The organism is Acinetobacter sp. 161(2023), from assembly GCF_037027805.1.
Lineage (GTDB): Bacteria > Pseudomonadota > Gammaproteobacteria > Pseudomonadales > Moraxellaceae > Acinetobacter.
This window is the reverse complement of the sequence record NZ_JAZEYD010000001.1, coordinates 281778-294673: the sequence shown is the minus strand read 5'-3', so window position 1 is coordinate 294673 and position 12896 is coordinate 281778. Positions and strand designations below refer to the sequence as shown.

The 12896-nt window shown below is 39.6% G+C and carries 11 protein-coding genes; 4 read left to right on the top strand and 7 right to left on the bottom strand.

The features are described from left to right. Positions 1-14 precede the first annotated feature (14 nt). The 3 genes from WA249_RS01390 (at position 15) to WA249_RS01380 (ending at position 3198) form a co-directional block, all read left to right on the top strand. Positions 15-1205 (top strand): MFS transporter, encoded by a 1191-nt coding sequence (locus WA249_RS01390; protein WP_336166072.1) that lies wholly within the window; start codon positions 15-17, stop codon positions 1203-1205. A gap of 141 nt (positions 1206-1346) precedes the next feature. After that, the gene (dusA, locus tag WA249_RS01385) at positions 1347-2351 is read left to right on the top strand and encodes a tRNA dihydrouridine(20/20a) synthase DusA (protein WP_336166071.1); all 1005 of its coding nucleotides are present in this window, start codon (positions 1347-1349) and stop codon (positions 2349-2351) included. Positions 2352-2685: 334 nt separating this feature from the next. Further along, complete coding sequence (locus WA249_RS01380) at positions 2686-3198, top strand: hypothetical protein (protein ID WP_336166069.1); 513 nt, start codon at positions 2686-2688, stop codon at positions 3196-3198. Between the two features lie 8 nt (positions 3199-3206). Here the strand turns inward: WA249_RS01380 and WA249_RS01375 are convergent, their stop codons facing one another. After that, the gene (locus WA249_RS01375; protein ID WP_336166067.1) at positions 3207-4106 is read right to left on the bottom strand and encodes a LysR family transcriptional regulator; all 900 of its coding nucleotides are present in this window, start codon (positions 4104-4106) and stop codon (positions 3207-3209) included. A gap of 96 nt (positions 4107-4202) precedes the next feature. Between WA249_RS01375 and WA249_RS01370 the strand changes: the two genes are divergently transcribed. Continuing rightward, positions 4203-4325, top strand: a complete 123-nt coding sequence (locus WA249_RS01370) for a hypothetical protein (RefSeq protein ID WP_336166065.1) — start codon at positions 4203-4205, stop codon at positions 4323-4325. A 63-nt stretch (positions 4326-4388) separates the two neighbouring features. Here WA249_RS01370 and WA249_RS01365 read toward each other — a convergent pair whose 3' ends face one another. The 6 genes from WA249_RS01365 to WA249_RS01340 form a co-directional block, all read right to left on the bottom strand. Next, positions 4389-5150 carry a tRNA threonylcarbamoyladenosine dehydratase gene (locus WA249_RS01365; RefSeq protein ID WP_336166064.1) on the bottom strand — a complete coding sequence of 254 codons (762 nt, stop codon included), beginning with the start codon at positions 5148-5150 and terminating at the stop codon, positions 4389-4391. A 334-nt stretch (positions 5151-5484) separates the two neighbouring features. Next, positions 5485-8241, bottom strand: coding sequence for an aconitate hydratase AcnA (gene acnA / locus WA249_RS01360; RefSeq protein ID WP_336166062.1), 2757 nt, complete (start codon positions 8239-8241; stop codon positions 5485-5487). 124 nt (positions 8242-8365) lie between these two features. Further along, entirely contained in the window at positions 8366-9178 is an 813-nt protein-coding gene (locus WA249_RS01355; protein ID WP_336166061.1) for a TatD family hydrolase, read from the bottom strand. Further along, positions 9178-10113, bottom strand: a complete 936-nt coding sequence (locus WA249_RS01350; protein WP_336166126.1) for an RsiV family protein — start codon at positions 10111-10113, stop codon at positions 9178-9180. The genes WA249_RS01355 and WA249_RS01350 overlap by 1 nt, the downstream gene beginning before the upstream one ends. Before the next feature lie 91 nt (positions 10114-10204). Continuing rightward, positions 10205-11047 (bottom strand): hypothetical protein, encoded by an 843-nt coding sequence (locus WA249_RS01345; protein ID WP_336166059.1) that lies wholly within the window; start codon positions 11045-11047, stop codon positions 10205-10207. A gap of 69 nt (positions 11048-11116) precedes the next feature. Beyond that, positions 11117-12709, bottom strand: a complete 1593-nt coding sequence (locus WA249_RS01340) for a peptide chain release factor 3 (RefSeq protein ID WP_336166057.1) — start codon at positions 12707-12709, stop codon at positions 11117-11119. Between the last annotated feature and the right edge of the window lie 187 nt (positions 12710-12896).

The window sequence follows — 12896 nt, the reverse complement described above, 5'->3', positions numbered from 1 at the left end:
ATCGAGAGAACATCATGTCTACCCCTGAAGATATCAGTCAGAATAAACCATTGCTTTGGTTGATGGCAGCAGCATGTGGTTTGTGTGCAGGTGTGAACTATTATTGTCAGCCCCTGATTCACTCGATTCAACAAGACTTTGCCGTAACTCAGGCACAAGCAGCATTGACCGTTACATTTGCTCAGGTGTCTTATGCCCTCGGTCTGCTCTTTATTGTTCCGATGGGCGATATCGTCAATAAAGCCAAGGCTATTCCATTTTTAATGGTGCTTTGTGCAATTGGCCTATTTACTTCTGCTTTTGCTGTGAACTTGCCTATGCTATGGATTGGTACAATTTTAGCGGGCTTGTTTTCGGTTGCTGCTCAAGTGCTTATTCCACTTGCCACAATGACTGTAAAACCTGAAAAAACTGGCGAGATCATTGGTTTTTTAATGAGCGGCTTATTGGTCGGGATTTTACTCTCTACCAGTCTAGCGGGTTTATTCTCTAACCTATTCCACTGGAAAGTCGTTTATGTGGTAAGTGGCATATTAATGTTATTACTGGCGTACACCTTAAAAAGTCGCTTGCCTTATGTCTTGCGTATGAAAATGAACTATGGACAGATCTTTAGTTCTATGGCTCAGCTTCTAAAAGAGGAAAAGCGTTTATTAATAAGAGCGCTTACAGGTGGCTTTGCATTTGCATCTGTGAGTATTTTATATTCCACCATCGCATTACTCCTTACTTCAGCACATCATTTACCTGATCTCTTTATTGGACTAGTGCCTTTAGTGGGCATCTTCGGTGCCTTATCAACACGTTACATTGGTAAATATGCAGATCAAGGCTATACTGGCTTACTGACATGGATGGGATGTGGATTATTCTTATTGAGTTGGATTTGTTTCTATTATGGGCAGACTTTACTCTCTAGCTATATTATTGGTTTTGCTTTAATTCAATTAGCACTCGCGCTCGTACACACCAGTAACCAAAGTATTATTTTCCGTTTACGACCAGATGCAAAGTCTCGTATTAATGCCATCTATATGACCACTTACTTTATTGGTGGTGCTGGTGGTTCAGCATTAGGAATTTTTGCGTGGAACCGTGGTGGATGGACCATGACTTGCCTTGCTGGTATTGGGTTAGTTGTTCTTTGTATTTTATTTAGTATGTTCGATACGATCTTACAAAAAAAGAAAATGGCTTCCCAATAAGGTAACTTGTTATAAATCATCTTCCTATATTTAACATAAGGGTGGCTATAAATTAATCGGTCAAATGCCGCTGTCGATTCAAGCATAAACCTCGTATAATGCTGCCCTTTCATTAATTTAGCGACTTTTGGGCTATTGGTTATGCAATCACTTCAATCGTTACAACCTCGTATTTCTGTCGCCCCCATGATGGACTGGACTACAAAGGATTATCGATTCTTTGCACGCTTGTTTAACCCAAATGTTGTGCTCTACACAGAAATGGTGACTACAGGTGCGATTCTTTTTGGCGATGCAAAACGTCATTTGGACTACAGCGCACAAGAACACCCTATCGTATTACAACTTGGCGGTTCAAATCCCCAAGAGCTTGCAACCTGCACAAAAATGGCCGAAGACTGGGGCTACGATGAAGTCAACCTCAATGTAGGCTGCCCAAGTGACCGTGTACAGAACAATAAAATTGGTGCTTGCTTAATGGCAGAGCCAGAGTTGGTTGCTGAATGCATTCACAGCATGCAAAAAGCAGTAACTATTCCTGTAACAGTCAAACACCGTATTGGTATTGATGATATGCACTCTTACGAAGAGATGCTGCATTTCGTAGATACTGTGGCTGCAACAGGTTGCACTCATTTTGTAGTGCATGCCCGTATTGCTCTATTGAAAGGCCTATCACCGAAAGAGAATCGTGAAGTTCCACCTTTACGCTATGAAGATGTTTATCGTTTAAAACAAGAGCGCCCACATCTCACCATTGAAATTAACGGCGGAATTAAAACGTTTGCTGAAACTCAAGCACATTTACAGCACGTTGACGGCGTTATGATTGGCCGCGAAGCCTATCATAATCCGTACTTACTCGCAGAAATGGGTCAGCTTTGGAATTTAGACGCTCCAGACCGATTCGAGATTATGGAACAAATGCTACCTTATATTGAACAACGTATGGCTGAAGGTGCTCCACTTTCAATTATTACCCGTCATATTTTGGGTTTATTCCAGAATTTACCGGGTGCGCGTAAATGGCGTCAGGCGCTAAGTGGCGGAAATGCAAAAACTTTAGGTGATGTAGAACAGGCTATTGGCAACATGCAAGCAGCTTTAATTCGTACCGAGGAATATTTAAAAGAGCATCAAGCTTAAGCTTGTGATGGCCTCTTAAATTGTAAGAAAATGTGGCATTTTAAATCAGAGACTTAGAATTTGAGTATATTCGCAAATACTGAATTAAAATATTCAAATTTAAGCTCTGATTAATTATTTATAACAAATAATATCAACAACTTAAGTTAATTTTTTTTTATGAGTGATTTTAATAAATATTTTTTTAGCACCAGCTTGTAATTTTGGTTAAAAAGATACGTTATTACATAACATAAACAAAACTTTTAAGGTACGCCTATTAGTATCTCTGAACGCCACAGGTAGGTGGTGATTTTTTAAATATGGATATAGATAGTACGGTAGAGATTTCACGATGATTATTTATGACGGACAAGTAGCTGATAATTATATGTATCAGGATTCAAATCAGGCAGCTATTGTTGTATCCCACAGCACCCCAAGCCTTCCTTATCCTTTCACCATGAAACCCAATAGTCATCAGACAGAAACCTCCAGTACTCCCGCTATAGATGTTGATAGATTCGTAGCTAAATTAGAAAGTATTACCTCTAGACGCAGTAAAGCGCGTTGCGCACGTAGTATCCGCCTTGCACTAGAATCTGCTGGTGCCAATGTCGAAAATCACCCAATCGCAGCTTCAGATTGGGGTGATACCCTAAAAAAGATTGGCTATAAAGAAATTAATCCGGCCTTTGATGAGCCACAAGAAGGCGACATCTATATCATTCACAGAACCCGCAACCATGTTTATGGACACATTGCTGGATATACAGGAAGTGAGTGGGTCTCTGATTTCAAACAAAATAGCTATGATGTCTATAAAGATGATAGCGTTACTTACACCTACTATAGATTAGCCGCTTAATCGATTTTCTAAGATTGAAATGCTTGATGAATGAGTTCGGCACAATGCTGAATAATTTCATCCTTCTCTTTTCTATAGACTAAAACGACCTCTGAAAAAAATAGATGATCTGCCAAAGGTAACAACTTTACATTGGCAGGCAAAATCTGCTGAAACTCTTCAGGCACAATACTTACCCCTAAATTTGCAGCCACAAGCTGTATTTGTGAAATCTTGCGTGACTGAATCGCAGCTTTCTGAGGCGTAAACCCAGCAGCCAAGCATAGGTTTGAAACAAAATAGCTTAAACCACCTCGTTTAGAATGTGGGGTAGAAACGAAATACTCATCCTTTAAGTCTCTAACTTGAATCTCTTGTTGATTTGCAAACTTAGCATGGTCAATATGCACAGCCACCATTAAAGGTTCTTCATATAGCTTAAGAATATTCAGATCATCTAAAGTGTGATGAACTGGGGGTCTAATCAAACCAATATCAATTTCCCCATTCATTAAAGCCAAAATCTGTTGTTCCGATGACAAGGTATTCAGTTCAAAACTCAGCTGCTGCGTTAAACTAATTTCTTTTAATATTTGAACCTTTTTATGGTCCATAACAATACTGCTTGAATGAGCAATTTTAATCTGGCGGTTTTTCCCTTCTGCAATATTTTTAGAAAGTCCAATAATTTCATTTAAGTAGTGCAGATTATCTTTTATTTTCTTATAGAAGACCTCTCCCGCCGTTGTGAGTTTTACTTTTTTGTCAGTACGGTCAAATAATTGAAAATCAATCTCTTCTTCTAATAGTTTAATTTGCCGACTTAAAGCAGACTGAGCAATAAAAAGCTTTTCTGAAGCAGCAGTAAAGCTCCCTTCTTCAACAATTTTTATGAAATATTGGAATTGTTTTAATGTGAGCATTTCCATCTCAAAATTAGATCATGAGGTCTATTTTCTATATTAGATTAGATAGATTAGCTTCGCTAGAATTTTATTAAGGCCATTCACTTGATTGAATTCTTCATGAAGTATTTAAAAGGTTTCACAATATGCACTATCGTTATTTTAATTTTATGGTGCTTTAACTTTTATGATCAACAACTCCCCATGCAGCCCAAGCAAGACAACATAGAGTTATATGATTAAATCGTTTTCTCAAAAACAAAAGGCATGCCCTCCAACATAAGAACATGCCTTTTTATGTTTAAATCAGGCTTTCTTCAAATCGAGTTTCTTTAAAACTTCAGCTACAGCAATCATGGCAAAGCTTGAAGTCACGACGACTGCGGAACCATAGCCACCACAGCGTAGACCAGCCGATGGACAGACATCAGCACTTGAAAATGGATTATCGCTTGAGTAAACACAAGTAATGCCAAATTTCTCTTTTGGCTTTTTACAGATGCCCCGAGTACGAAGTTGACTACGTAGCTTCGCTAACATTGGATCTTGTTCTGTTTTTGATAAATCAGCCACACGAATTTTAAGCGGGTCAAGCTTACCACCTGCTCCACCTGACACAATCAACGGAATCTTATTAAAACGACAATGAAGCATCAAAGCCAATTTTGCTTTAACGTCATCAATACAGTCCAAAATAATATCGGGTACAGGATTTAAAAGCTCTGTGACATTCTCAGGTGTAAGGAAGTCATCAATAATATTTACTTTAATACGCGGGTTAATTTGGCGACAGCGCTCCGCCATAATCTCAACTTTTTCACAGCCTAATGTAGAGGTCATCGCTGGTAGCTGACGGTTCACATTTGATGCCGCGACAACATCCATATCCACTAATGTGATTTCACCAATTCCAGTACGAGCCAAAGCCTCTACAGCCCAACTGCCGACACCACCAATCCCAATCACCATTACATGACTTTGCTCGTAATGTTGAAACGATGAATCACCATAAACTTTGGCTACACCTGCAAAACGGCGGTCATATTCATCTTGTTGGAGATCGGTCATTGTTACTCTTAGGGGATATAAAACACGGTGGCTATTTTACTGCTTTTCAGAAGAAAGTGTATTTCAGATCAAAGAAAACTTGGGATTGGGATATTTAAACTCACGACAAGTCTTATCATTATAAATCAAATTATATTATTTAAGATTTAAGCCATTATTTACTAGCGTGACAGGCGGCACGGATGCCGCCCAGTTGGGCTGCGGTATAAGGACATACCGTCAGCCCGACAAAGGATTTTTGTTACTTTTTATCCTATTAAAAAGTAAAGATACGCCTATAAATTCAATATTGGCTCATGCACATTCATTATAGGGCCGTGCTAAGTTTATAGACTTATGAAGCAATCAAATTCCGCAGTACATAATGCAAAATACCACCTGCCTTAAAGTACTCAACCTCATTTAAGGTATCAATTCGACATAACACATTAAAGTGGCTGGCTACGCCATTTGGCCCTTTGACATCGACTTCAAGAATTTGATGAGGTTGAATTCCGTCCAGTAAACCTCGAATTGATATCACTTCATGACCCGTTAAGTTAAGAGATTGACGAGTTTGCCCATCAACAAACTGTAATGGCAACACTCCCATTCCCACCAAGTTTGAACGATGAATACGCTCAAAGCTCTCGGCAATCACTGCTTTCACGCCTAATAAATTTGTTCCTTTTGCAGCCCAGTCACGCGAAGAACCTGTTCCGTATTCTTTACCAGCAATAATCACAAGTGGTGTGTTTTCTTGTTGATAAAGCATCGCTGCATCATAAATAGCAAGCTTTTCACCACTTGGCACATGAATAGTATTACCTCCCTCTTCGCCACCAAGCATCTCGTTTTTAATACGAATGTTGGCAAAGGTACCTCGCATCATGACTTCGTGATTACCACGTCGAGAACCATAAGAGTTAAAGTCTTTTGGCTCAACACCTTGCTCTTGTAAATATCGACCTGCTGGACTGTCTTTTTTGATATTCCCTGCTGGTGAAATATGATCAGTCGTTACCGAGTCGCCCAGCACTGCCAAAATACGTGCTTGTTCAATATTTTTAATTGGTTTTGGTGGCTCTCCAATTCCTTCAAAGAATGGTGGATGACGAATATAAGTCGAGTCATCTGCCCACTCGTAAGTTTTAGTTTTTGGAATTTGAATCGCTTGCCATGTTGCATCACCATCAAATACAGCTGCATATTCTTTGTGGAACATGTCTGTATTCACTTTTTGCAAGACTTCATCAATTTCTGCCTGACTTGGCCAGATATCTTTTAAATAGACAGGTTGTCCATCTTTACCTTGCCCAAGAGGTTGTGTGGTCAAGTCGGTACGAATATTACCAACCAAACCATAAGCAACAACGAGAGGTGGAGAAGCAAGCCAGTTCGTTTTAACTAATGGATGTACTCGTCCTTCAAAGTTACGGTTACCCGAGAGTACAGATGCTACGTTTAAATCATGACATTGAATTGCATCTTCGACTGGTTCAGGTAGTGGACCTGAGTTACCGATACAGGTTGTACAACCATAACCCACTAGGTTATAGCCCAATTCATCTAAATACGGTGTAAGCCCAGCAGCCAGCAAATAGTCAGTCACGACTTTAGAACCCGGTGCTAACGAGCTTTTCACCCACGGTTTACGCTGCAAACCTTTTTCAATGGCTTTTTTAGCAAGTAATCCTGCCGCAAGCATTACGCTCGGGTTAGAAGTATTTGTACAAGAGGTAATTGCTGAAATAACAACATCACCGTGGTTTAATGGGTAAGTTTGCCCATCAATAGTACAAGATGGAATTTCATGTTGGATATTCGATTTTTTTGCCTCTACCGCAGTACCACCACCGCCTTCATTCTCTAAACGCTCTTTGGCCTCTTTAGCAGGTTTTAAAGTTAACTCCATGAGTGCATTAAAGGTTTTAGGTACTTCTGATAACAGCACTCGGTCTTGCGGGCGTTTTGGTCCAGCCAAACTTGCTTGCACCGTGGTCATATCTAAACTTAAAGTATCTGTAAAAACAGGCTCATCACCTGCATTTCGCCATAAGCCTTGTGCCTTGCTATAAGCTTCAACCAGTTCAATACGATCACTTTGACGACCAGTTAATTTCAAATAACCTAATGTCACTTCATCAATCGGGAAAAAACCACACGTCGCGCCATATTCTGGTGCCATATTGGCAATAGTAGCGCGGTCAGCAAGAGGCAAATCGGCTAAGCCGTCTCCATAGAACTCTACAAATTTACCCACCACACCTTTTTGGCGAAGCATTTGAGTAATGGTGAGTACCAAGTCAGTTGCAGTGATACCTTCTGGTAATTTTCCTGTAAGTTTAAAACCGATGACTTCAGGAATAAGCATAGAAATAGGTTGGCCCAACATTGCTGCTTCAGCCTCAATACCGCCAACGCCCCAACCTAAAACACCCAAGCCATTAATCATGGTCGTATGTGAATCTGTTCCCACTAAGGTGTCAGGAAAAGCAAAAGTTTTGCCTTCATCTTCTCCCAACCATACTGCTTGGGCCAAATATTCTAAATTGACCTGATGACAAATCCCCGTACCCGGCGGCACTACACTAAAATTATTAAATGCCGATTGTCCCCAACGAAGAAATTGATATCGTTCGCCATTACGCTGCATTTCAATATGTACGTTTTCTTCAAAAGCCTGATCATCAGCAAAATAGTCGACCATCACCGAGTGATCGATCACCAAATCAACAGGAGATAAAGGGTTAATCTTCTCTGGATCTCCACCAGCTTGAGCCATGGCTGCTCGCATTGCTGCCAAATCGACTACAGCGGGCACCCCTGTAAAATCCTGCATTAAAACTCGAGCAGGTCGATATTGAATTTCCTGTTCAGAACCTTTGGTTTTTAACCATTCTGCTAAGGCATAGATGTGTTCAGTTTTAACACTAAGTTGGTCTTCAAACCGTAATAAGTTTTCCAATAATACTTTTAAAGATTTCGGTAGTTTGGCAATATCCCCTAGCGTTTTCTCGGCTTGGGCTAAACTAAAAATCTGATAATTGCTGGAACCTACTGTTAGCGTCTGTAAAGCATTAAAACTATTGATCTTGCTATACTTAGCCATTGGGTTATCCTCCCATGTCTGGCAATGTTATTTTTCACGTTTTTACATGTTGTTTTCTTACTTTAAGCTTCTTTTCTAATCGCTGTGTTTTGTTTTAGTTACTATTTCTAATCTTTGATTTTTATTACGATAATTTTAACGCCGAGAGCGAGTTTTCCCAAAGCTGTACGGCCAAATCTGACGCTGATATGTTTAAGTTTTCTGCCAAACTTTGCAAAACATAAGGCAAATTAACTGGGGTATTACGGGTACGCTCTCCAGTTGAGGTTTGGCAACAAAGTGGGGTCATATCGGGACAATCCGTTTCAATCACCAAGTGCTCTACACCTATAGCCTGCACAACCGCATGAAGTTTTTTTGCATTCGGATTGGTAATTTGTCCGGTCACACCAATTTTAAACCCAAGTTTAATAAGACCTTTGGCTTCTTCTACACCGCCACTAAAAGCATGGGCAATTCCACCCAGTTTAAATTTTTGAGCTTTTAATATTGCAAGTACATCGCCATGGGCTTTTCTAATATGAAGTAGCACTGGTTTTTCATATTGGGTTGCTAGTTCTAACTGATCGGCAAAATATTGTTTTTGCTTCGCATAGATATCAGGATGTTTATGCTCTTTTAAGAAAGTATCTAAACCAATTTCACCTACTGCCACACAGTCCTGTTGCTGCAAGATGTGTTCAAGATATGAAAGATGTTCTGGCTGATGTTGCTCAATATAAAATGGATGTAAGCCTGGCGCTAAATATGAAGTGGGTACATTTTGCCAACTCTTTAACTGATGATGGGTTTGCACCAATTCGTCAAAGCGTGACTGCACAAAACCAATTAAGACTAATGCATCTACGCCCACTTTTTTGGCATTAAGCGCTAACTGCTGCCGATCTTCATCAAAATCGGCAACATCAAAATGGGTATGGGTATCAAACAAATGCATTAGCCAGCACTTTTTGCAACGGGTGCCGAAGCTGGTTTAGCTTTAGGCTGTGGCAAATACTCTTTTTTCAACACTTTCTGTAATTGATCATACGGAATCACTAATCGAGGTAGCCCAACCACATAAGGTCCAATTTCATATTCACCATATTGAAGAATTAAACCTTGCTCACCTAACAAGAAATTATCAGATAATTTAAATGGCCAAGCTTGTTCATAATCACCGACATTATCAGCCAGTTTAGAGTCCGTAATCCAAGTCTTAAAGGCTTCATGCGCCAACTTTTCTAACGCTGCTTTTTGCTGTGGACGTAACAAATCTTCAAGCTTGATCTGCTTTTGTTCTTTTAAATCAAAATTATAGTAATGCTGTGCAGCCGAACCATGAGCACCACCCAAATAGCTACTGCTATTTAGTACAACAGTGACCACTTTACCTTGAGCCTGCAAAATCTTAGGTTTAACTAAAAGATTAATTTGATGATTACTACTTAAAGCTTTTAATTCATTGTCCAGACCAATAAATGAATTTGCATAACGTTGCACCTGTGCATCAAAGCTATTTTTTTGCTCTGCAACTGCTGAAGCTTCAGTTTTCTGATCTGCTTGCTTCACTTTAGCATTGGGTTCAGCAATCCCTAAAATTTGATCTAGCGCCTTTAAGATTTGCTGATCTATAATTTTGTCAATAAATGAGAAATTACTCTGTAAACGCTCTACTGTAAATTCCGGACAATTTTTACCATCACAATCAGGTAAAGCAACCTTGCTAGGAACTGTTTCGCCCTTCAAAGTCAGCTCTACTGGCTTTTGTTCCTCAACTGCTGGTTTCTGCTGCTCTTGAGAATCCTTAGGATCGGCTTTAGGTTGGCATGCCACCAAAAATATAGCCGAAGCAAGCAAAGTTAATCGCAGTGAAACTTTAGAAGATAACATCATATTTTGCCTTTTATTCTAAGGAGATTAAGCAGTGCCTTTTCTAAGAAATTAGCGCATATAAATAGAGGTTGCAAATTCTGCTACCATCTTAAAACATTTGTTCATAAACCTCGGGTTGTAATATTTTTTTGGTTTGTTCTTTAGATAAATAAATATCGAGCTGTGGAGCCTCTTTAGTAATCTGGTTGGCCTGATAATGAAGTCCAACGCCTTCACCATCAAAGAACCAATCCGCTTGTCCCCAATATAAAGTTTTTGGTGCTTCTTTCTTTATGTCAGCGGTCTGCTTTTTTAACCAGTCTTGATACGCTACCTGCACCATTTGATGCACAGTAGTTTGCTGATCCTTTTGTAAGACATCTAATAAAGCTAAGCTTTTATGCAATTTTCGGTCCGCTACGAAAAAATAATAACGATCCTTTATAGTAATCTCTTCTTGTTTACTGTCTAAAGCCAATTGCAGTAGCACATATTGATTGCGCTGTGACGCAATGCGCGTATGAAGATGCAATTCATAAGCACGGTTTTTAGAATATTTATCTTGCCATTCATCAGACTTTTTAACATAGGCATTAATGGCTTGCTGCAAGCTTAAGTCTTTTTTCAAATCAATTTGAGTCTGAATCACCTTAGCCTGACTTTTGGCGATCCAATCATTTAGCCATGTGTCTTGAGTCTTTATCGTTTGAATATCAACATCAATACAATTTTTCTTCTCACAAAATGGCAAAGCATAATCGGCTTTTACTTGTTGCAAGTTAAGAAATGGCAGCACTTCAGCTTTTTCTATATGTTGAGTTTGGCTAGATGCTGTTTTGGTTTGAGAAGATGATGAAGGCTGAGAGCTTTTCCAGACAAAAATAGAAATAGCAGAAATTAATGTTATGGCTGCAACCACAAGCGCAATAATTGCCTTTTTATTCAAGTTCATTTCATCATCCTTTCTTATTTTTCAAAACAAAACAGCTTCTATTCGAAGCTGTTTGTCACATTAAAATGATCAGTGTTCACGTGTGTTACGGAACTGAATATCAGGCCAACGCTCTTGCATAATCTGCAAGTTCACTCGGCTTGGCGCAAGATAGGTTAAGTGTCCGCCACCATCGATAGAAAGTTGATCATGTGCTTTCTTCTTAAACTCATTTAGAGTTTTTTCGTCATCACAGTGAATCCAGCGAACGGTATTAACACTTACAGGCTCATAAACACAGTCAACTTTATATTCTTCTTTCAAACGATAAGCAACCACGTCAAACTGAAGCACACCTACCGCCCCCACAATCAAGTCATTGCTAATTTGTGGCATAAATACCTGAGTCGCCCCTTCTTCAGACAACTCTTTCAAACCTTTTTGCAATTGTTTTGACTTTAATGGATCTCTTAAACGCACACGACGGAACATCTCTGGCGCAAAGTGAGGAATGCCCGTGAAGTGTAAATTTTCGCCACTGGTAAAAGTATCACCAATTTGAATCGTGCCATGGTTATGTAAACCAATAATATCGCCCGGCCATGCTTCTTCTAAATGTTCACGCTCACCCGCAAGGAATGTCAAAGCATCGCTAATGCGGACATCTTTACCAAGACGCACGTGGTTCATTTTTAAACCTTTTTCATATTTACCAGAGCAAATACGCATGAAGGCAATACGGTCACGGTGTTTCGGGTCCATATTGGCTTGAATTTTAAATACAAAACCAGAAAAACCTTCTTCTTTCGCGTCAACTACACGCTCTTGTGTAGGGTGCGCTTTAGGTTCAGGTGCCCAGCCCATGAAAGCATCAAGTACATGGTCAACACCAAAGTTACCTAATGCCGTACCAAATAGAACAGGCGTTTGTTTACCTTGTAAAAATAATTCGCGGTCTAATGGCTCATTCGCCATTTGCACAAGCTCAAGCGACTCTTCAAAAGATGCCCAAGCCAAATCACCTACTTTTTCACGAATATCTGCATAGTCATATCCATCACGTACCTCAATATCGGTAATGGTTGAGCCAAAGCCTGCTTTATATACATACAATTTATTTTCAATAATGTTGTATACACCAGCAAAATCACGTCCCATTCCTAATGGCCATGTAATTGGCACACAGCGAATATTGAGGACATTTTCAATTTCATCAAGTAACTCAAGTGGTTCACGAATTTCACGGTCCATCTTGTTTACAAATGAAATGATGGGAGTGTCACGCATACGACACACTTCCATCAATTTAATGGTACGTTCTTCGACACCCTTTGCACCATCAATCACCATTAACGCAGAGTCAACTGCGGTTAGGGTACGATAAGTATCTTCCGAGAAATCTTCATGCCCCGGTGTATCGAGTAAATTAATCGTATGACCTTTATAAGGGAACTGCATAACAGAGGTGGTAATCGAAATTCCACGCTCTTTTTCCATTTCCATCCAGTCAGATGTAGCTGCGCGGTCAGATTTACGGCTTTTTACCATCCCTGCAACCTGAATTGCTTTACCCCATAACAGCAATTTTTCTGTCATAGTGGTTTTACCGGCATCGGGGTGGGAAATGATGGCAAATGTGCGGCGTTGAGCAACCTGTGCCGCTAACTCATCTTTAAAACTCATGAAATACACCTACTGCGGAGATTGCAGTGCCAAAGACCTAAAGTCGATCAAAATAAAAATTGGCGTAATTGTAGCAGATTTATAGAACTGTTTAATGATTGTTGATATGCCATCAGTCACTCATAAGATTTTTGAACATTTTTTGAGAATACAACTTCTCTCATTAGAGATTTTACAATCAAAAAAG

Bases quoted from the DNA above. Each gene is read 5' to 3' on its own strand.
- WA249_RS01345 (WP_336166059.1), bottom strand. From the start codon at position 11,047: ATGAACTTGAATAAAAAGGCAATTATTGCGCTTGTGGTTGCAGCCATA.
- WA249_RS01390 (WP_336166072.1), top strand. From the start codon at position 15: ATGTCTACCCCTGAAGATATCAGTCAGAATAAACCATTGCTTTGGTTG.
- WA249_RS01380 (WP_336166069.1), top strand. From the start codon at position 2,686: ATGATTATTTATGACGGACAAGTAGCTGATAATTATATGTATCAGGAT.
- WA249_RS01375 (WP_336166067.1), bottom strand. From the start codon at position 4,106: ATGGAAATGCTCACATTAAAACAATTCCAATATTTCATAAAAATTGTT.
- WA249_RS01355 (WP_336166061.1), bottom strand. From the start codon at position 9,178: ATGCATTTGTTTGATACCCATACCCATTTTGATGTTGCCGATTTTGAT.
- WA249_RS01370 (WP_336166065.1), top strand. From the start codon at position 4,203: ATGAAGTATTTAAAAGGTTTCACAATATGCACTATCGTTATTTTAATT.
- WA249_RS01350 (WP_336166126.1), bottom strand. From the start codon at position 10,113: ATGTTATCTTCTAAAGTTTCACTGCGATTAACTTTGCTTGCTTCGGCT.
- dusA (WP_336166071.1), top strand. From the start codon at position 1,347: ATGCAATCACTTCAATCGTTACAACCTCGTATTTCTGTCGCCCCCATG.
- WA249_RS01340 (WP_336166057.1), bottom strand. From the start codon at position 12,709: ATGAGTTTTAAAGATGAGTTAGCGGCACAGGTTGCTCAACGCCGCACA.
- acnA (WP_336166062.1), bottom strand. From the start codon at position 8,241: ATGGCTAAGTATAGCAAGATCAATAGTTTTAATGCTTTACAGACGCTA.
- WA249_RS01365 (WP_336166064.1), bottom strand. From the start codon at position 5,150: ATGACCGATCTCCAACAAGATGAATATGACCGCCGTTTTGCAGGTGTA.